This window comes from Streptomyces sp. NBC_01217, from assembly GCF_035994185.1.
Lineage (GTDB): Bacteria > Actinomycetota > Actinomycetes > Streptomycetales > Streptomycetaceae > Streptomyces.
This window is the reverse complement of record NZ_CP108538.1, coordinates 6,186,504-6,202,757: the sequence shown is the minus strand read 5'-3', so window position 1 is coordinate 6,202,757 and position 16,254 is coordinate 6,186,504. Positions and strand designations below refer to the sequence as shown.

Here is a 16,254-nt window from a genome sequence, read left to right as displayed (position 1 = left end):
CGACCGCCGGTCGCCGGAGCTCAGTAGCGAGGCGCGTTCCTGGACCGCTGCACCTGTGTGGTGCGGCGGTCCTTCGCGTTCCAGCAGGCCTTGTGCCAGTGCCTGCGGTCGTCGATCCCGCCGTATTCGGACCAGGCCACCAGGTGCGGGACGCCGGACGGGATCTCCTGGTCGCAGCCGGGGCAGCGGTACCGCTTGCCGGCCGCGCTCGCGCCGCTCACCAGGCGGACCGACCACTCCTCCCCCTGCCACAGTTCGCTGCGCCCGCCACCGCCGTACCGGTCCCCCGGCTCCGCTGCACTGTCGTGGGGACTCTCGCCGCCTCGGGGGCGGTTGCGGCGCGGGGACACGTGACACCTCACGGGGGGCAGGCTGGGCAGTTCCCGTCCAGCGTAGGGCCATTTGGCCCAGCCGGTGTCCCGCACCGCGCAGGGCGGCGCCCCGGAGGGGATGAGTTAGCGGAAAATCGCAACAACTTGCCGATGGACCGTGCCTTTGGCACGTGTCAGACGTTGTTGCGGGTAGGGGAGAGCCGCGTCGGCCGCAAGGAGGCAATTGGCGATGCGAGTGGGAACGTTCGTACTGGCAGCCCAGTTTCCGGGGCAGGGGCCGGGAGAAGCGCTGCATCGCGCGATCCGGTCCACCGAGGTCGCGGAGGAATCCGGGCTCGACTCGGTCTGGCTGGCAGAACATCATTTCGTGCCGTACGGGGTCTGCCCGTCCGCCGTCACCCTGGCCGCGCTGCTGCTCGGCCGCACCCGCAGAATCCGGGTGGGTACGGCGGTGAGCGTGCTGCCGAACCACCATCCGGTCGCGCTCGGCGAGCAGGCCGCGCTGCTCCACCTCACCAGCGGCGGCAGATTCACGCTCGGCGTCGGCCGGGGCGGCCCCTGGGTGGATCTGGAGGTGTTCGGAGGAGGCCTGGAGGCGTATGAGAAGGGCTTCCCGGCCTCCCTGGAGCTGCTGCTCGACTGGCTGGCCGGATCCCGGGTGTCGGGGAAGGGCGAGCGGTACGGCTTCCGCGAGGTGGCCGTGGTCCCCCGGGCCGACGAACTGCTCGGCCCGGACGGCGGCGAGAGCCCGGGCGGCCCCGAGGTGGTCGTCGCGTGCACCTCGCCCAAGACGGTACGGCTCGCCGCGGAGAACGGGCTGCCGATGCTGCTCGGGATGCACTGCGGGGACGAGGAGAAGGCCGAGATGGTCGCCCTGTGGCGCTCCGCCGCCCTCGCCGCCGGCCGCTCGCCCGAGAGCGTCCGGGAGGCCGGACATGTGTCCGCGGGGGTGGCCCAGATCGCCGACCGTAGGCAGGACGGCGTGGAGACGCTCGTGAAGACGATGCCCGGCTGGCTCCGGCAGGGCCTGGACGCCCATGTGACGGTCGACGGCCGGCACCGGGTGATGCGCGACCCGGTCGCCTATACGGAGCTGCTGTGCGGCCTTCATCCGGTGGGCCCGCCCCGGCTCGCCGCCGACCGGCTCGCCGCCACCGCCGAGCGGACAGGCATCACCCGCTTCGCGCTCCTGGTGGAGGGTTCGGGAGATCTGGCGGCCACGAAGGAGAACGTAGCGCGGCTGGGCACTGAGGTACTGCCGCTGCTCACATAAACAGTCGTAAGAGGTACGGGGGGCTGCCGCCCCGGAGCCAGTTGCACCTCCCGCGGCCCGGAACGGCAGCGGAAGCGTTTAGCAGTCCCGTAGTTCGGGCGACTGATTGAGCAACTGGCCCCTCACCGAGGTGAAGCGGGCCAGACGCTCGTCGACCGAGGCGTCCAGCGGGAACACCGCGACGCGGTGGCAGTTCTGGAATGCCAGACGCACCCCGAAGTGCCGCTGCAGAGCGCCGCGTATCGCATCACTCGCGAGCGCGCGCAGCAGCTGACCACGTGCCTGCTCGTCCGGCGGGGGCGTCTGGTTGTCGGCGAACTCTCCGCCGTCGACCTTCAGCTGTGCCACCAGAGAGCTGATCATCTCCCATGCGTAGGGCAGGGAGGTCCGGACGCAGTCGACGAAGTCGGCTTCGTCGACCTCGCCTCGCTCGGCCTGTTCCAACAGCGCCGGTGAGACGTCGAGCGACATGGGTTCTCCTCTCGCGACCCCGACGCCGGGCCGGGGCCTTACGGGCAGGGAAGGAGGACGGCGACGCAGCGTGCACGGACGGCGACCTCCTGCTTCCACCGTAAGGGTGCGGTCCTGGCCGCACCAGGAGATTGGGAACACAACCGGCCAATAACGAAGGGGAGCAAAGAGGGGCAAGCCCCCGGGGCCCCGGTCCGGGGTCCGGAGGGCGGCCGAGGGAGAATCGCGTGGAACACCCGTCGTCGAGTAGCGTTGCCGACCATGCGTCTCGTCATCGCCCGCTGCTCCGTGGACTACGCCGGCCGGCTCACGGCCCACCTGCCCTCCGCTCCCCGTCTGATCCTGGTGAAGGCGGACGGGAGCGTGTCGATCCACGCCGACGACAGGGCGTACAAACCCCTCAACTGGATGTCACCGCCCTGCACCCTCAAGGAGGGCGCCGACGACACCGCGGGCATCTGGACCGTGGTCAACAAAGCGGGCGAGAAACTGATCATCACGATGGAGGAAATCCTCCATGACTCGTCCCATGAGCTGGGTGTCGACCCCGGCCTGATCAAGGACGGTGTCGAAGCACATCTGCAGGAGCTTCTCGCCGACCGGATCGAGACACTCGGCGAGGGCTACACCCTGATCCGCCGTGAGTACTTCACCGCCATCGGACCGGTCGACATCCTGTGCCGGGACGCCGACGGGCAGACCGTGGCCGTGGAGCTGAAGCGGCGCGGCGACATCGACGGCGTGGAGCAGCTGACCCGCTATCTGGAACTGCTCAACCGCGATCCCCATCTCGCCCCCGTGAAGGGCATCTTCGCGGCGCAGGAGATCAAGCCGCAGGCGCGGGTGCTGGCGACGGACCGCGGGATCGGCTGCGTGGTGCTCGACTACGACGCACTGCGCGGCATCGAGGACGACAAACTGCGCCTGTTCTGACGGGCTGCGCCTGCTCTGACGGGTTGCGTACCTACGCCGGACGGGCACGGCCCGTCCGGCGTACACGCGCGTGGTCCGCTCAGAGCACGGTAGCTTCGGCCGGGCTACTGGCCGCCGCCGACGAAGGGGCGGGCCCGCTCGCCGAGTCGGAGGTGTCCGGCGGGGTCGGGGTCTCACTCGTCGAGCCCGACGGGGACGGGGAGCCACTCGGCGAAGTCGAGGTCGAGGTGGACGGCTTCGGCGATGTGGACGGCTTCGGCGTGCTGGACGACTTCGTCGGCTTGCCCGAGGGCGGCTTGTTGCTTGACGGCTTGTCCGACGAAGGGCTGTCGCCCGGTCCGGACGAGTCGTCCGTGGAGGGCGCACCGCTCGTGCCGGGCGTGGTCCGGCTGCCCGAGGGTCCGGGAGTCCGCGCACTGCCGCTGGATGCCGTGTCCCCGGGGGTCGAGGCGTCCTGTGACCCGTCGTCCGGGACGCCGTCCTGGAGGTCCTCACCGGTCGAATCCTCGGTCGTCACACCCGTATTGCCCTGGGCATCGCCGCCGGGCGTCAGCCCCAGAGTCACCACCGTACCGAGGACACCGGCCAGGATCACGCCCGCGCCCGCCGCGACCAGATTGCGCCGCGCCCCGCCCAGGACCGCGAAGCGGCCTCCCCGCGCGCCCGGGGCGGCTTTGGGGGCGGTCTGCCGGGATATGACCGCGGTGGTGTCGCCGTACGGCCGTGACAGCGCCTGCGTCACGGCCGCCGCCGGCCCGACGGGCGGCGGTATCCGCTCCTCGTGCCGCGCGGCCGACAACTCCTCGACCACCGGTATGCGGCCGCCGGGCAGCGGGCCGCCGGCGCGGTCCTCGACCAGGGCGAGCGCGCGACGTCCGGCCACCGCGCCCGACTTGTCGGCGAGCGCCCCGCGCATGCTGATCGAGGTCTCCAGCTCCGCCCTGGCCCGGTCGGGATTGCCGCTGCAGAGCGCGAGGACACCCAACTCATGGTGGAAGTAAGCCTCTTCGGCGACCTCTCCGGCGATCCTCGCCGCCTCCTGGCCGATCCGCAGGGCCCTCTCCCAGGCCCCCCAGTGCAGTCCCGCCGCGAAGGCCGGAGCGGCGCTGCGGGCCAGCAGCACGGCCACGCTGGTCTGTCCCGCCCCGTCGCCGGGGACGAGCTGTGCCATCGCCGCGATGACGGCGTCGGCCTCGGCCGTCGCCCGTACGGGGGTGACCGAGGGGTGCCCGGTCCACCAGGCGTAGTGCTGGGCCGCCGTCCGGGCCCGGTCGGTGCTGTCCTCGCCGTATCCGGCGGCCTCCAGCTGGGCGAGGACACCGGCGGCGAGCCGGTAGCGGGGACCGGCCGGGGAGAGGAGCCCGAAGCCGGCCAGTTCGCCGAGCGCGGCATCGGCGTGGGTGTCCCCCACGAGGGCCGGCAGATGGGCCTGGTGGGGCACCTCGCCGCCGAGTGCGACCGCGAGGCGCAGGGTGTCGCGGGCGGGCCCGCTGAGCCGTGAGGCGAGCAGTGCTGCGGGCGCCGCGCCCTCACCGAGGCTGGGCAGGGGTATGTGTACGCCGTCGGCGTCCGGGTCGTGCCCGAAGGGTGCGTCGGCGGACCCTTCGTCGAGTCCGTCGTACGCGTCGGTGCGCAGCATGTCGCGCTGGCGCAGGAGGGCGCCCGCCTGGACGAAGCGCAGCGGCAGCCCCTCGGACTCGAACCAGAGGTCGCCCGCCCAGTTCGCCTCCTCCTCGGTGAGCGGACGCTCCACGACCCGCTCCAGCAGCTCTACGGAGGAGCCGCGGCCGAGGCCCGCGAGGAAGACCTCTTCGAGGTGCGAGTCCGCGGTGGGTGCGGCGACATCCGGAGTCGTCGCGAACAGGAAGGCGCACTCCGGTGTGGCGTCGAGCAGCTCCTCCAGGGCGGCCCCGCCGAATTCCAGGTCGTCGAGCACGACGACGGCGCCGATGCTCCGGACCTTTTCGAGGAGACCTGCACGGTCGGGCCGGTGCAGCTGGGCGTCGTAAACGGCTTCGAAGAGCCCGTACAGCAGGTCGGTGACGGTCCGCTTGTAGCCGGAGAGCCGTACGACTCCGTCCGGTGCGAGGTCCGCGCAGTCGGCGGCGACGGCGCTCAGCAGGGCCGTACGGCCGGATCCGGCCGGTCCGGTGAGCCGCACCGAGCGGCCGCGGGCCAGCAGGCGCACCAGCCGTTCGCGTTCCTCCGCACGCTCCAGGAGGGGCAGCTGGGGGGCGGGCGGTCCCGGGGGCACGGGCGGTGCGGTGGCGCGTTCGCGGTCGGTGCGCTCGGCGGCGGTGCGCTTGACCGGCGGATCGGGCTGCTCACCCGGCGGGCACGGCTCGACCTCGCTGCCGTCGACCGGGTTGACGGTGAGGAGGCAGTCACCCGATATGAGCTTGACCACGCGCGCCTGCTGCGGCGTTTGCTGGCCGAAATCCGGAGCGGCGGGGCCTCCCCTGCTCGCACGGAGCTGAGAGCTCGGGGACGGCTCACGGGAGGGCAGCCGGCGGCCGGTTCCCTCACCGAAGCCGTCGTAGTCCCGGCCGTACTCCTCCGGCCCCAGGTGTGTCGGGTCCATCACCAAAGCCCCCAGACGCGTCGCGCACGATTGCTTGCCCCTCCCGGCCTCGCACGCCCCGCTGTCGCTTCCGGTCCGGTGTCCGCCCGGTGGGTTCGTCAATCGGCGGACGGGCCGAACCCTAGACCGTCGCACGGTGTCCGCGCACGGCCGGGGGGCCACGCCGCCCGAAGCGCACGTTCTCGCGCGGATTGTGCACCCCGCTCCGCGCCGCACGGCCGGCGCCCGTCCGCCGGGCCGGGGCCGCACAGGCCCTACACGCGCGGCAGGGAGTCTGCGGCGATTCCGCCCTCGATGGCCAGAATGCGGTGCAGCCGGGTCGCCACCAACAGGCGTTGCATCTGCGGCGGCACGCCGCGCAGGACCAGCCGTCGTCCGGCCCGTCCGGCCCGGCGGTGTGCGCCCATGATGACGCCGAGTCCGGTGGCGTCCCAGGAATCCAGCTCGGTCAGGTCGAGCACGAGGTCGCCGGCTCCGTTGTCGAGAGCCGAGTGCAGGGCCGTACGGGCGTCCGCCGCGCTTCGGACGTCGAGGCGGCCCCCGACGACCAGCTCGGCGTGGTCGCCCCTGATGTGCATATGCGCTCCCCGGAATGGCTCCGTAGCAAGGTTCGTCTGTCTGTTCTGTCTCTGCCACAACTGACGGCGGCAACGACAAGGAAGTTGCCGTCTGTAAGCGAACCGATACCGAATTCACCCCGTGGGGTGACCGAGGCCCGGCGAGGACCGTGCGGATCCACCGATTCCGGAGACGCCCCCCGGACCACCGGGCCTGACCGACGGCAGATCAGGCAACCGGAGGACCGAAAACGATCAGTACGTGTAGAAGCCCTGCCCGCTCTTGCGGCCGATGTCACCTGCATCCACCATCCGGCGCATCAGCTCCGGTGCGGCGAACTTCTCGTCCTGGGACTCGGTGTAGATGTTGCTCGTGGCGTGCAGCAGGATGTCGACGCCGGTCAGGTCCGCCGTGGCCAGCGGCCCCATGGCGTGGCCGAAGCCCAGCTTGCAGGCGATGTCGATGTCCTCGGCCGATGCGACGCCCGACTCGTACAGCTTGGCGGCCTCGACGACGAGCGCCGAGATCAGCCGGGTGGTGACGAAGCCGGCCACGTCGCGGTTGACGACGATGCAGGTCTTGCCGACGGACTCGGCGAACTCCCGTGCGGTGGCGAGGGTTTCGTCGCTGGTCTTGTAGCCGCGCACGAGTTCGCAGAGCTGCATCATCGGGACCGGCGAGAAGAAGTGCACACCGACGACGCGCTCCGGGCGCTCCGTCACGGCCGCGATCTTGGTGATCGGGATCGCGGAGGTGTTGGAGGCGAGCACTGCGTCGTCCCGGACGATCTTGTCGAGGGCCCGGAAGATCTCGTGCTTGACCTCCAGCTTCTCGAATACGGCCTCGACGACGACATCCGCGTCGGCGACCGCGTCGAGGTCGGTGGTGGTGGTGATGCGGCCGAGCGCGGCGTCGGCGTCGGCCGCCTCCAGCTTCCCCTTGGAGACGAACCTGTCGTACGAGGCCTTGATGCCGTCACGGCCACGGGTCAGGGCCTCGTCGGTGACGTCGCGCAGCACGACGTCCCAGCCCGCCTGGGCAGAGACCTGCGCGATGCCGGACCCCATGAGTCCGGCTCCGATGACGGCGAGCTTCCTGGCCACGTATGCACCCCTTGGTCGGTTTCCGTTCGCCTCTGCAGTCGATCCCTGCACGGCCCGGTTCTTAACGGTTGTTCACATGCTCTCCGGCGGAGATTAGTACTCATGAGGGGCCCTGGGGCCGCGAAGAGATACGCGTCACGTCTCACATGACGGACATCACACCGGGACACGTCATTCGGCGGCGCGCCGGGCGCAGTTGAGGACCTTCCCGCCGCTGCGCGGGGCCGGGACCTAACTAGGCTGGCCGCATGGTCAATCTGACACGCATCTACACCCGCACCGGCGATCAGGGCATCACGGCCCTCGGCGACATGAGCCGGACCGCCAAGACCGATCTGCGGATCTCCGCGTACGCCGACGCCAATGAGGCCAATGCCGTCATCGGTACGGCGATCGCGCTCGGTCAGCTGTCCGAGGATGTGGTGAAGGTCCTCGTCCGTGTGCAGAACGACCTGTTCGACGTGGGCGCGGATCTGTCGACCCCGGTCGTCGAGAATCCGAAGTATCCGCCGCTGCGGGTCGAGCAGAGCTACGTCGACAAGCTGGAGGCGGACTGCGACCACTTCCTGGAGCAGCTGGAGAAGCTGCGGAGCTTCATCCTGCCGGGCGGTACGCCGGGGGCGGCGCTGCTGCACCAGGCGTGCACGGTGGTCCGGCGCGCGGAGCGGTCGACGTGGGCGGCGCTGGAGGTGCACGGTGACGTGATGAACACGCTGACGGCCACGTATCTCAACCGGCTCTCCGACCTGCTGTTCATCCTCGCGAGGACGGCGAACAAGGAAGTCGGCGACGTGTTGTGGGTACCGGGCGGCGAGCGCTAGCCGCTGCGTCCTCGATCGCCGGACCGGCTTGGTTTTCAAGCCCGCCCGGCGATCGAGGAAAGCGTCAGCCTGGCACCCCCGGCGGCCTCTTCGGGAACACCGTGTAGCTCCCCGCGATGGCCACATTGATCCCGATCACGAACAGCATCGTCTGCTGCCACGCCCGCAGCGACGTCACGTCCCCGTCCCCGCCCACGTACAGGACCGCCGCCTGCAACAGCGCCAGCGCCGTCACGGCCGCGACCGTCCACCGCGCCGCGACCCGCCACTCGTGCGCCGCGCGCGCCATGCCGTACTTCGGCGGCCTCACCGGCGGCGGGCCGCCCGCGAAGCGGTGGGCGACCCTGGCATCGACCCAGCGGATCGTGGAGTGGCCGAGCCCCACCGTGAAGCCGATGTAGACCGCGGCGAGCCCGTGCTTCCAGTCGGGCGCCGCGCCGTTCTTCAGGTCGATGGCCGTCACCACCAGCAGCACGACCTCCAGCAGCGGCTCGCACAGCAGCACGGCCGCACCCAGACGCGGCTGTTTCGCCGGATACCGCAGCACGAGCCCCACGGCAAGCAGCACCCAGAAGGCAACCTCGCAGAGCACGATCAGCGTGACGATCACGGCACTTCCCCTTCCCGCTGCCTCCAGCCTTCCCCCTTCAGTGCCCGGATTCGTCATCGCCAGTGACGAACCGCGACTGCATACTCCGATGTACTCCCGTCTCACCCCCGTTACGGAGGTACGGAGGGCAGCCGCAGTGTTGGATGGACGGGTGCCTTCTCACCGCCGCCCGCACCGCAACGACGTGCTCATCGCGGCCGTCGGCCTCATCAGTGGTCTTTTCCTGTGGATGCTGGGGCCGCACACGCAGGGCGGCTGGGCCCTCGCCACCCCGTGGGTCTCCCTGCTGCCGCTCACCGTCGTCTCGGTGCTCGAACTGTTCCGCAGGACCGCCCCGCAGACGGCACTGGTCATCGGCACACTCGCCCTGGTCGCGGACCAGTTCACGGTCGGGAATCTTGCGACGGCCCTGATGTTCACGGATCTGATGTACGCGGCCGTGCTGTACGGAACACCGGCCGCGGCCCGCCGTATCCCGGTGATCACGATCCTGATCACGGTCGCGGTCACGATCGGGTCTTTGGCGTGGTTCCGCACTCCCCAGGCACTGCTCATCGGTGTCGTCACCGCAATGGTCTCGTTCCTGCCCGCGATCACCGGGGTCAGCGTCCGCAACCACCGCGACGCCGCCGAGACCGCCCGGCTGCGCGCCGATCAGACCGCGCTGCTGGCGGAGATGGACCGCACCCAGGCGGTGACCGCCGAGCGCACCCGGATGGCCCGCGAGCTGCACGACATGGTGGCGAACCATCTCTCCGCGATCGCCATCCACTCCACCGCCGCGCTCTCCATCGACGACCCGGCCACCTCGCGCGAGGCGCTGGGGGTGATCCGGGAGAACAGCGTCGAAGGTCTCGACGAGATGCGCCGGTTGATCGGGCTGCTGCGCGCCGGCGGCGCGGACCCGGAGTCCAGCGCGTCCGTGACGCTCGCCTCGCTGGACACACTGGTCGAGCAGGCCCGTACGAACGCCGCGTCGAGCGGGCTGACCTGCACCTTCGAGGACGCCCGCGATGAACAGGGTCCGCTGCCCGCGCCGGTCGAGCTGGCCGCGTACCGGATCGTCCAGGAGTCCCTGACGAACGCGCTCAAGCATGCGGCGCCGGGCCCGGTCGTGGTGCGGCTCGGGCGGGCCGGGCGGCTGCTCACCGTGGAGGTCAGCAGTGTGTTCGGGGACCGTCCCGGGCCGCGCGCACCCGGATCGGGGGCCGGTCTGGTGGGGATGCGGGAGCGGGTGGCGCTGCTGGGCGGGGAGATCGAGGCGGGCCTTGTGACCACCGGCGGTGGGGCGGAGATCTGGCGGGTACGGGCCGAACTGCCCGTGGAGGAAGGGACCGTGAGGGCATGAAGATCCGGGTTGTGGTCGCGGAGGACCAGTCGGCGGTCCGTGCGGGGCTGGTGCTGATCCTGCGCAGCGCGCCGGACATCGAGGTCGTCGCAGAGGCCGGGGACGGCGAGGAGGCGGTGCGTCTGGCCCGCGAGCTGCGGCCGGACCTGGTGCTGATGGATATTCAGATGCCGTGGCTCGACGGGGTGTCGGCGACCGGACAGGTGGTGGCCGAGGGGCTCGCGGACGTACTGGTGCTGACGACGTTCGATCTGGACGAGTACGTCTTCGGGGCGCTGCGGGCGGGGGCTGCGGGCTTTCTGCTGAAGAACACCGATGCGCGCGATCTGCTCGAAGCGGTACGCACGGTGGCGCGCGGCGAGGGGATCGTGGCCCCGGCCGTGACGCGCCGTCTGATCGCGGAGTTCGCCGGGGCCACCCCCGTACGGTCGGCGAACGCACCCGATCCGGCCCGGCTCGACGCGCTCACCCGGCGGGAGCGGGAGGTGCTGGGCTGTCTCGGCGCGGGGCTGTCGAACGCCGAGATCGCGGTCCGGCTCTCGATGGCCGAGGCGACGGTGAAGACGCACGTCAGCAGGTTGCTGGGCAAGCTGGAGCTGCGCAGCCGGCTCCAGGCGGCAGTTCTGGCACAGGAGTTGGGCATCTGATGTTTAGCTCCGATCTTTGGTCTGGACCTCTTGACGATTGGTCCAGACCTTCCTAATCTCACCGAGCACACTGCGGTGAGTGCGCCATGACAAGGCGTGCTCAGGGCGGCGCAGGGTTTGCAGCCGACGGACCACCCCCGTTTGTCCGGACCTCACCCGAGGAGCACCGTTGAGCACTGAAACCCCCCTACGCCGGACCCGATTCAGACTCGGGACCGGAAGAGCCACCAGATCCAGAGCGGTCGCGGGCCTCACCGCACTGCTCCTTCCGCTCGCCGCGCTGGTCGGCCTGGCCTCCCCCGCCGAGGCCGCCACCTCGGCGACCGCCACATACGTCAAGAAGTCCGACTGGGGCACCGGCTTCGAGGGCCAGTGGACGGTGAAGAACACCGGCACCACCGCCCTCTCCTCCTGGACCATCGAGTGGGACTTCCCCTCGGGCACCTCGGTCACCTCCGCCTGGGACGCCACCGTCACCAGCTCCGGAACCCACTGGACCGCCAAGAACGTCGGCTGGAACGGTACGGTCGCCCCCGGCGCCAGCGTCTCCTTCGGCTTCAACGGCGCGGGCCCCGGCGCCCCCAGCGCGTGCAAGCTGAACGGCGCCTCCTGTGACGGCGGCAGCGCCCCCGGCGACAACGCCCCCTCCGCGCCGGGCACCCCCACCGCGAGCAACATCACCGACACCTCGGCGAAGCTGAGCTGGAGCGCGGCAACCGACGACAACGGCATCAAGAACTACGACGTCCTGCGCGACGGCGCGGTCGTCGCCACGGTCACCGGTACGACGTACACCAACACCGGTCTCACCGCGGGCACCGACTACTCGTACACCGTGCAGGCCCGTGACACCGCCGACCAGACCGGTCCGGTCAGCGGCGCGGTCCGCGTCCACACCACCGGTGGCGGCGGCGACCCCGACCCGGGCCCCGGCGGCAACGTCAAGCTCGGCTACTTCACCGAGTGGGGCGTCTACGGGCGCAACTACCACGTGAAGAACCTGGACACCTCGGGTTCCGCGGCCAAGATCACGCACATCAACTACGCCTTCGGCAACGTCCAGGGCGGAAAGTGCACCATCGGTGACGCCTACGCCGACTACGACAAGGCCTACACCGCCGACCAGTCGGTCGACGGGGTCGCGGACACCTGGGACCAGCCGCTGCGCGGCAACTTCAACCAACTGCGCAAGCTCAAGGCCAAGTACCCGAACATCAAGGTGATCTGGTCCTTCGGCGGCTGGACCTGGTCGGGCGGCTTCGGTGCCGCGGCCCAGAACCCGGCGGCGTTCGCCCAGTCCTGCTACGACCTGGTGGAGGACCCGCGGTGGGCCGATGTCTTCGACGGCATCGACATCGACTGGGAGTACCCCAACGCCTGTGGCCTCAGCTGTGACACCAGCGGCCCGGCCGCGCTGAAGAACCTCGCCTCGGCGCTGCGGACCAAGTTCGGCACCAACAACCTGGTCACCGCCGCCATCACCGCGGACGCCTCCGCCGGAGGCAAGATCGACGCCGCCGACTACGCAGGCGCATCCCAGTCCTTCGACTGGTACAACGTGATGACGTACGACTTCTTCGGCGCCTGGGCGACGACGGGCCCGACCGCCCCGCACTCCCCGCTGACCTCCTACAGCGGCATCCCGCAGGCGGGCTTCAACTCCGCCGAAGCCATCGCCAAGCTGAAGGCGCAGGGTGTTCCCGCGTCGAAGCTGCTGCTCGGCATCGGCTTCTACGGCCGAGGCTGGACCGGAGTCACCCAGGACGCGCCCGGCGGCACCGCCACCGGAGCGGCCACCGGCACATACGAGTCGGGGATCGAGGACTACAAGGTCCTCAAGAACAGCTGCCCCGCCACCGGCACGGTCGCCGGTACGGCGTACGCCCACTGCGGTACCAACTGGTGGAGCTACGACACCCCGGCCACCATCGCCACCAAGATGACCTGGGCGAAGGGCCAGGGCCTGGGAGGCGCGTTCTTCTGGGAGTTCAGCGGTGACACCGCCAACGGTGAACTGGTCAGCGCGATCAACAACGGTCTGAAGTAAGCCTCACTCAGTACCGCGCACGACCCCGGAAAACGACCGGGGAGACAGGTCCGCCCCCTGTCTCCCCGGTTTTTCGTTCGTTGCCGAACGGGCCATCGGCTCCGTCCTCAGGCCACGTTCACCCTCTGGCCGGGCGGCGCCGCCTCCAGCCAGGCGAGGAAGCCGGTCAGCGCGTCCTCGCTCATGGCCAGCTCCAGCCGGGTCCCACGATGAAGACAGCCGAGCACCACGGCGTCGGACAGGAGCGCCAGTTCCTCCTCGCCCTCGGGCAGCCGGCGGGCGACCACCTCGATCGCGGAACGCTCAAGGACCCGGCGCGGGCGGGGAGCGTACGAGAAGACCCGGAACCAGTCGATCCGGTCGCCGCTGTACCGGGCGACCCCGTACACCCAGCCCTTGCCCAAGAGATCGGGCTCCTCCGGCACATTCCAGCGCAGGCTGCAGTCGAAGGTCCCACCGGAGCGCTGAATCAGCCGCCGGCGCAGACCGAAGACGAAGAGACCAACCGCGACCAGTGCGACGACCAGCCCGCCCACCCACAGCGCGAGGAACATCTCCACCGACCTCCTCGCGTCGTCGAGTAACGGATACCGCCATAACTGCACCTGCATCGCCTCAGCCGCGGCACGGTCTGGAGTGTCTCCAGCTCGGGCCGCGGCTGAGGGTAAAGCTACGTCGTCGCGGGGCGCTAGCGCACCGCCACCGCACGCAGTCGCACTTCGGCGCGCCGCTCGGAAGCGGCGTCCGTGTCCGACTTCGCACGCTCCAGCGCACGCTCGGCGCGCTGGACATCGATCTCGTCCGCCAGCTCCGCGATCTCCGCGAGCAGCGACAGCTTGTCGTCCGCGAACGAGATGAAACCGCCGTGCACAGCGGCGACCACGGTCTCGCCGTCGCTCGTACGGATCGTCACCGGGCCCGATTCCAGCACACCCAGAAGCGGCTGGTGACCGGGCATGACGCCGATGTCGCCGGACGTGGTGCGCGCGACGACCAGGGTGGCCTCGCCGGACCAGACACTGCGGTCCGCGGCGACCAGCTCGACGTGCAGCTCAGCAGCCAAGGGTGGCTCCTCGGGTCACCACCCGGCCGTTCGTGCCGGGTGTTGGGTCAATTCTACGGGGCGTGGTGAGGGGGACGGGACGCACCCGCCCCCCTCGGTGAGCCATGGGCTCAGGAGACGCCGAGCTCCTTGGCGTTGGCCTTGAGGTCCTCGATGCCACCGCACATGAAGAACGCCTGCTCCGGGAAGTGGTCGTACTCACCGTCACAGATCGCGTTGAACGCGGCGATCGACTCCTCGAGCGGAACGTCCGAACCGTCCACGCCGGTGAACTGCTTGGCGACGTGGGTGTTCTGCGACAGGAAACGCTCGACACGACGGGCACGGTGGACAACGAGCTTGTCCTCCTCGCCCAGCTCGTCGATACCGAGGATCGCGATGATGTCCTGGAGGTCCTTGTACTTCTGGAGGATCCCCTTGACACGCATGGCGGCCTCGTAGTGGTCCGCCGCGATGTACCGCGGGTCGAGGATGCGGGACGTCGAGTCCAGCGGGTCCACGGCCGGGTAGATGCCCTTCTCGGAGATCGGACGGGAGAGAACCGTCGTCGCGTCGAGGTGGGCGAAGGTGGTCGCCGGCGCCGGGTCGGTCAGGTCGTCCGCGGGGACGTAGATCGCCTGCATCGAGGTGATCGAGTGACCGCGGGTCGACGTGATGCGCTCCTGGAGGAGGCCCATCTCGTCGGCCAGGTTCGGCTGGTAACCCACCGCGGACGGCATGCGGCCGAGCAGGGTCGACACCTCGGAACCCGCCTGGGTGTACCGGAAGATGTTGTCGATGAAGAAGAGCACGTCCTGCTTCTGCACATCGCGGAAGTACTCCGCCATGGTCAGACCGGCAAGCGCGACCCGCAGACGGGTGCCCGGGGGCTCGTCCATCTGGCCGAAGACAAGGGCGGTCTTGTCGATGACGCCCGATTCGGCCATTTCCTCGATGAGGTCGTTGCCCTCACGGGTGCGCTCGCCGACACCGGCGAACACCGACACACCATCGTGGTTGTTGGCCACGCGGTAGATCATTTCCTGGATCAGAACGGTCTTGCCGACACCGGCACCACCGAACAGGCCGATCTTTCCACCCTTGACGTACGGGGTGAGAAGGTCGATGACCTTGACGCCGGTCTCGAACATCTCGGTCTTGGACTCGAGCTGGTCGAAGCTGGGCGCCTTGCGGTGGATCGGCCAGCGCTCGGTGACCTCGGCCTCGGCCTCGGGCTTGTTCAGGATCTCACCGAGGGTGTTGAACACCTTGCCCTTGGTGATCTCGCCGACCGGGACCGTGATGCCTTCACCCGTGTCGGTCACCGGGGCCTGGCGGACCAGACCGTCGGTGGGCTGCATCGAGATTGCGCGGATCACGCCGTCGCCGAGGTGCTGGGCGACCTCGAGCGTCAGCTTCTTGATCTTGCCGTCCTCGGCCGGGTCGGCCACCTGGACAGTCAGCGCGTTGTAGATCTCCGGCATCGCGTCGACGGGGAACTCCACGTCGACGACCGGGCCGATGACCCGGGCGACGCGGCCCGTGGCAACGGCCGTCTCAACTGTGGTCGTCATTACTTGTCACTCCCCGCGGTCGCGTCGGCCAGCGCACTGGCACCACCGACGATCTCGCTGATTTCCTGGGTGATTTCGGCCTGGCGGGCCGCGTTGGCAAGCCGGGAGAGGCTCTTGATGAGATCTCCGGCGTTGTCGGTGGCCGACTTCATCGCGCGACGGCGGGCAGCGTGCTCGGAAGCAGCGGCCTGCAGCAGTGCGTTGTAGATCCGGCTCTCGACGTACCGCGGAAGCAGGGCGTCGAGGACGTCCTCCGCCGACGGCTCGAAGTCGAAGAGCGGCAGGATCTCTCCCTTGCCGTCCTCCTCCTTCGCGGCATCGAGGCTGAGCGGCAGCATCCGGCTCTCCACCGGGTTCTGCGTCATCATCGACACGAACTCCGTGAAGACGATGTGCAGCTCGTCCACGCCGCCCTCGGCGGTCTCCTGGGTGACCGCTTCGATCAGCGGGGCCGCAGCCCGCTTCGCATCCGCGTACGTCGGGCTGTCGGTGAAGCCCGTCCACGAGTCCGCGATCTTGCGCTCACGGAATCCGTAGTAGGCGACACCCTTGCGGCCGATCACATACGTGACGACCTCCTTGCCCTCACCGCGCAGACGCTCGGTCAGTCGCTCCGCCGCCTTGATGGCGTTGGAGGAGTAACCGCCGGCCAGACCGCGGTCGCTCGTGATGAGCAGGATCGCGGCCCGCGCCGGAGCGTCGGCCTCGGTGGTCAGCGGGTGCTTGGTGGTGGAGCCGGTCGCCACCGCGGTCACCGCACGGGTGAGCTCGGTCGCGTACGGCGTCGACGCCGCCACCTGACGCTGCGCCTTGACGATGCGCGAAGCGGCGATCATCTCCATCGCCTTGGTGATCTTCTTCGTGGCGGTGACGGAGCGAATGCGGCGCTTGTAAACGCGAAGCTGAGCGCCCAT

General features: G+C 69.8%; 16 protein-coding genes. 6 read left to right on the top strand and 10 right to left on the bottom strand.

Annotation, left to right across the window (positions count from 1 at the left end; all coding sequences use genetic code 11):
* Positions 1-20: 20 nt before the first annotated feature.
* A complete protein-coding gene (locus tag OG507_RS27855) occupies positions 21-350 on the bottom strand; it encodes an ATP/GTP-binding protein (RefSeq protein WP_327369897.1) in 330 nt (109 codons plus the stop codon).
* Positions 351-561: 211 nt separating this feature from the next.
* On the opposite strand from OG507_RS27855, the gene OG507_RS27850 reads away from it, so the two are divergent.
* Entirely contained in the window at positions 562-1,605 is a 1,044-nt protein-coding gene (locus OG507_RS27850) for an LLM class flavin-dependent oxidoreductase (RefSeq protein WP_327369896.1), read from the top strand.
* 78 nt (positions 1,606-1,683) lie between these two features.
* Here the strand turns inward: OG507_RS27850 and OG507_RS27845 are convergent, their stop codons facing one another.
* A complete protein-coding gene (locus OG507_RS27845; protein ID WP_030971516.1) occupies positions 1,684-2,076 on the bottom strand; it encodes an SCO5389 family protein in 393 nt (130 codons plus the stop codon).
* Positions 2,077-2,337: 261 nt separating this feature from the next.
* Between OG507_RS27845 and nucS the strand changes: the two genes are divergently transcribed.
* Positions 2,338-3,009, top strand: a complete 672-nt coding sequence (gene nucS / locus OG507_RS27840; RefSeq protein WP_327369895.1) for an endonuclease NucS — start codon at positions 2,338-2,340, stop codon at positions 3,007-3,009.
* 79 nt (positions 3,010-3,088) lie between these two features.
* On the opposite strand, the gene OG507_RS27835 is transcribed toward nucS, so the two are convergent.
* From OG507_RS27835 to OG507_RS27825, 3 genes are all read right to left on the bottom strand, one after another.
* Positions 3,089-5,590 carry an ATP-binding protein gene (locus OG507_RS27835; protein ID WP_327369894.1) on the bottom strand — a complete coding sequence of 834 codons (2,502 nt, stop codon included), beginning with the start codon at positions 5,588-5,590 and terminating at the stop codon, positions 3,089-3,091.
* Positions 5,591-5,844: 254 nt separating this feature from the next.
* Positions 5,845-6,168 (bottom strand): STAS domain-containing protein, encoded by a 324-nt coding sequence (locus OG507_RS27830; RefSeq protein ID WP_327369893.1) that lies wholly within the window; start codon positions 6,166-6,168, stop codon positions 5,845-5,847.
* A gap of 234 nt (positions 6,169-6,402) precedes the next feature.
* Complete coding sequence (locus tag OG507_RS27825; RefSeq protein WP_327369892.1) at positions 6,403-7,251, bottom strand: 3-hydroxyacyl-CoA dehydrogenase family protein; 849 nt, start codon at positions 7,249-7,251, stop codon at positions 6,403-6,405.
* Positions 7,252-7,499: 248 nt separating this feature from the next.
* On the opposite strand from OG507_RS27825, the gene OG507_RS27820 reads away from it, so the two are divergent.
* On the top strand, positions 7,500-8,072 hold the full coding sequence (locus OG507_RS27820) for a cob(I)yrinic acid a,c-diamide adenosyltransferase (RefSeq protein ID WP_327369891.1): 573 nt from the start codon (positions 7,500-7,502) through the stop codon (positions 8,070-8,072).
* 64 nt (positions 8,073-8,136) lie between these two features.
* Here OG507_RS27820 and OG507_RS27815 read toward each other — a convergent pair whose 3' ends face one another.
* Entirely contained in the window at positions 8,137-8,682 is a 546-nt protein-coding gene (locus tag OG507_RS27815; RefSeq protein ID WP_327369890.1) for a hypothetical protein, read from the bottom strand.
* Between the two features lie 151 nt (positions 8,683-8,833).
* On the opposite strand from OG507_RS27815, the gene OG507_RS27810 reads away from it, so the two are divergent.
* The 3 genes from OG507_RS27810 (at position 8,834) to OG507_RS27800 (ending at position 12,724) form a co-directional block, all read left to right on the top strand.
* On the top strand, positions 8,834-10,030 hold the full coding sequence (locus OG507_RS27810; RefSeq protein WP_327369889.1) for a sensor histidine kinase: 1,197 nt from the start codon (positions 8,834-8,836) through the stop codon (positions 10,028-10,030).
* On the top strand, positions 10,027-10,677 hold the full coding sequence (locus tag OG507_RS27805) for a response regulator transcription factor (protein ID WP_327369888.1): 651 nt from the start codon (positions 10,027-10,029) through the stop codon (positions 10,675-10,677). Before OG507_RS27810 ends, OG507_RS27805 begins: the two co-directional genes overlap by 4 nt.
* A gap of 169 nt (positions 10,678-10,846) precedes the next feature.
* A complete protein-coding gene (locus OG507_RS27800; protein WP_327369887.1) occupies positions 10,847-12,724 on the top strand; it encodes a glycoside hydrolase family 18 chitinase in 1,878 nt (625 codons plus the stop codon).
* Positions 12,725-12,831: 107 nt separating this feature from the next.
* Here OG507_RS27800 and OG507_RS27795 read toward each other — a convergent pair whose 3' ends face one another.
* The 4 genes from OG507_RS27795 to OG507_RS27780 all read right to left on the bottom strand — a co-directional run bounded on the left by OG507_RS27795 (position 12,832) and on the right by OG507_RS27780 (position 16,254).
* Positions 12,832-13,278 (bottom strand): DUF2550 domain-containing protein, encoded by a 447-nt coding sequence (locus OG507_RS27795; RefSeq protein ID WP_327372124.1) that lies wholly within the window; start codon positions 13,276-13,278, stop codon positions 12,832-12,834.
* Between the two features lie 134 nt (positions 13,279-13,412).
* Positions 13,413-13,787, bottom strand: a complete 375-nt coding sequence (locus OG507_RS27790; protein WP_327369886.1) for a F0F1 ATP synthase subunit epsilon — start codon at positions 13,785-13,787, stop codon at positions 13,413-13,415.
* Positions 13,788-13,897: 110 nt separating this feature from the next.
* A complete protein-coding gene (atpD, locus tag OG507_RS27785; protein WP_327369885.1) occupies positions 13,898-15,340 on the bottom strand; it encodes a F0F1 ATP synthase subunit beta in 1,443 nt (480 codons plus the stop codon).
* Complete coding sequence (locus tag OG507_RS27780; RefSeq protein WP_327369884.1) at positions 15,340-16,254, bottom strand: F0F1 ATP synthase subunit gamma; 915 nt, start codon at positions 16,252-16,254, stop codon at positions 15,340-15,342. Before OG507_RS27780 ends, atpD begins: the two co-directional genes overlap by 1 nt.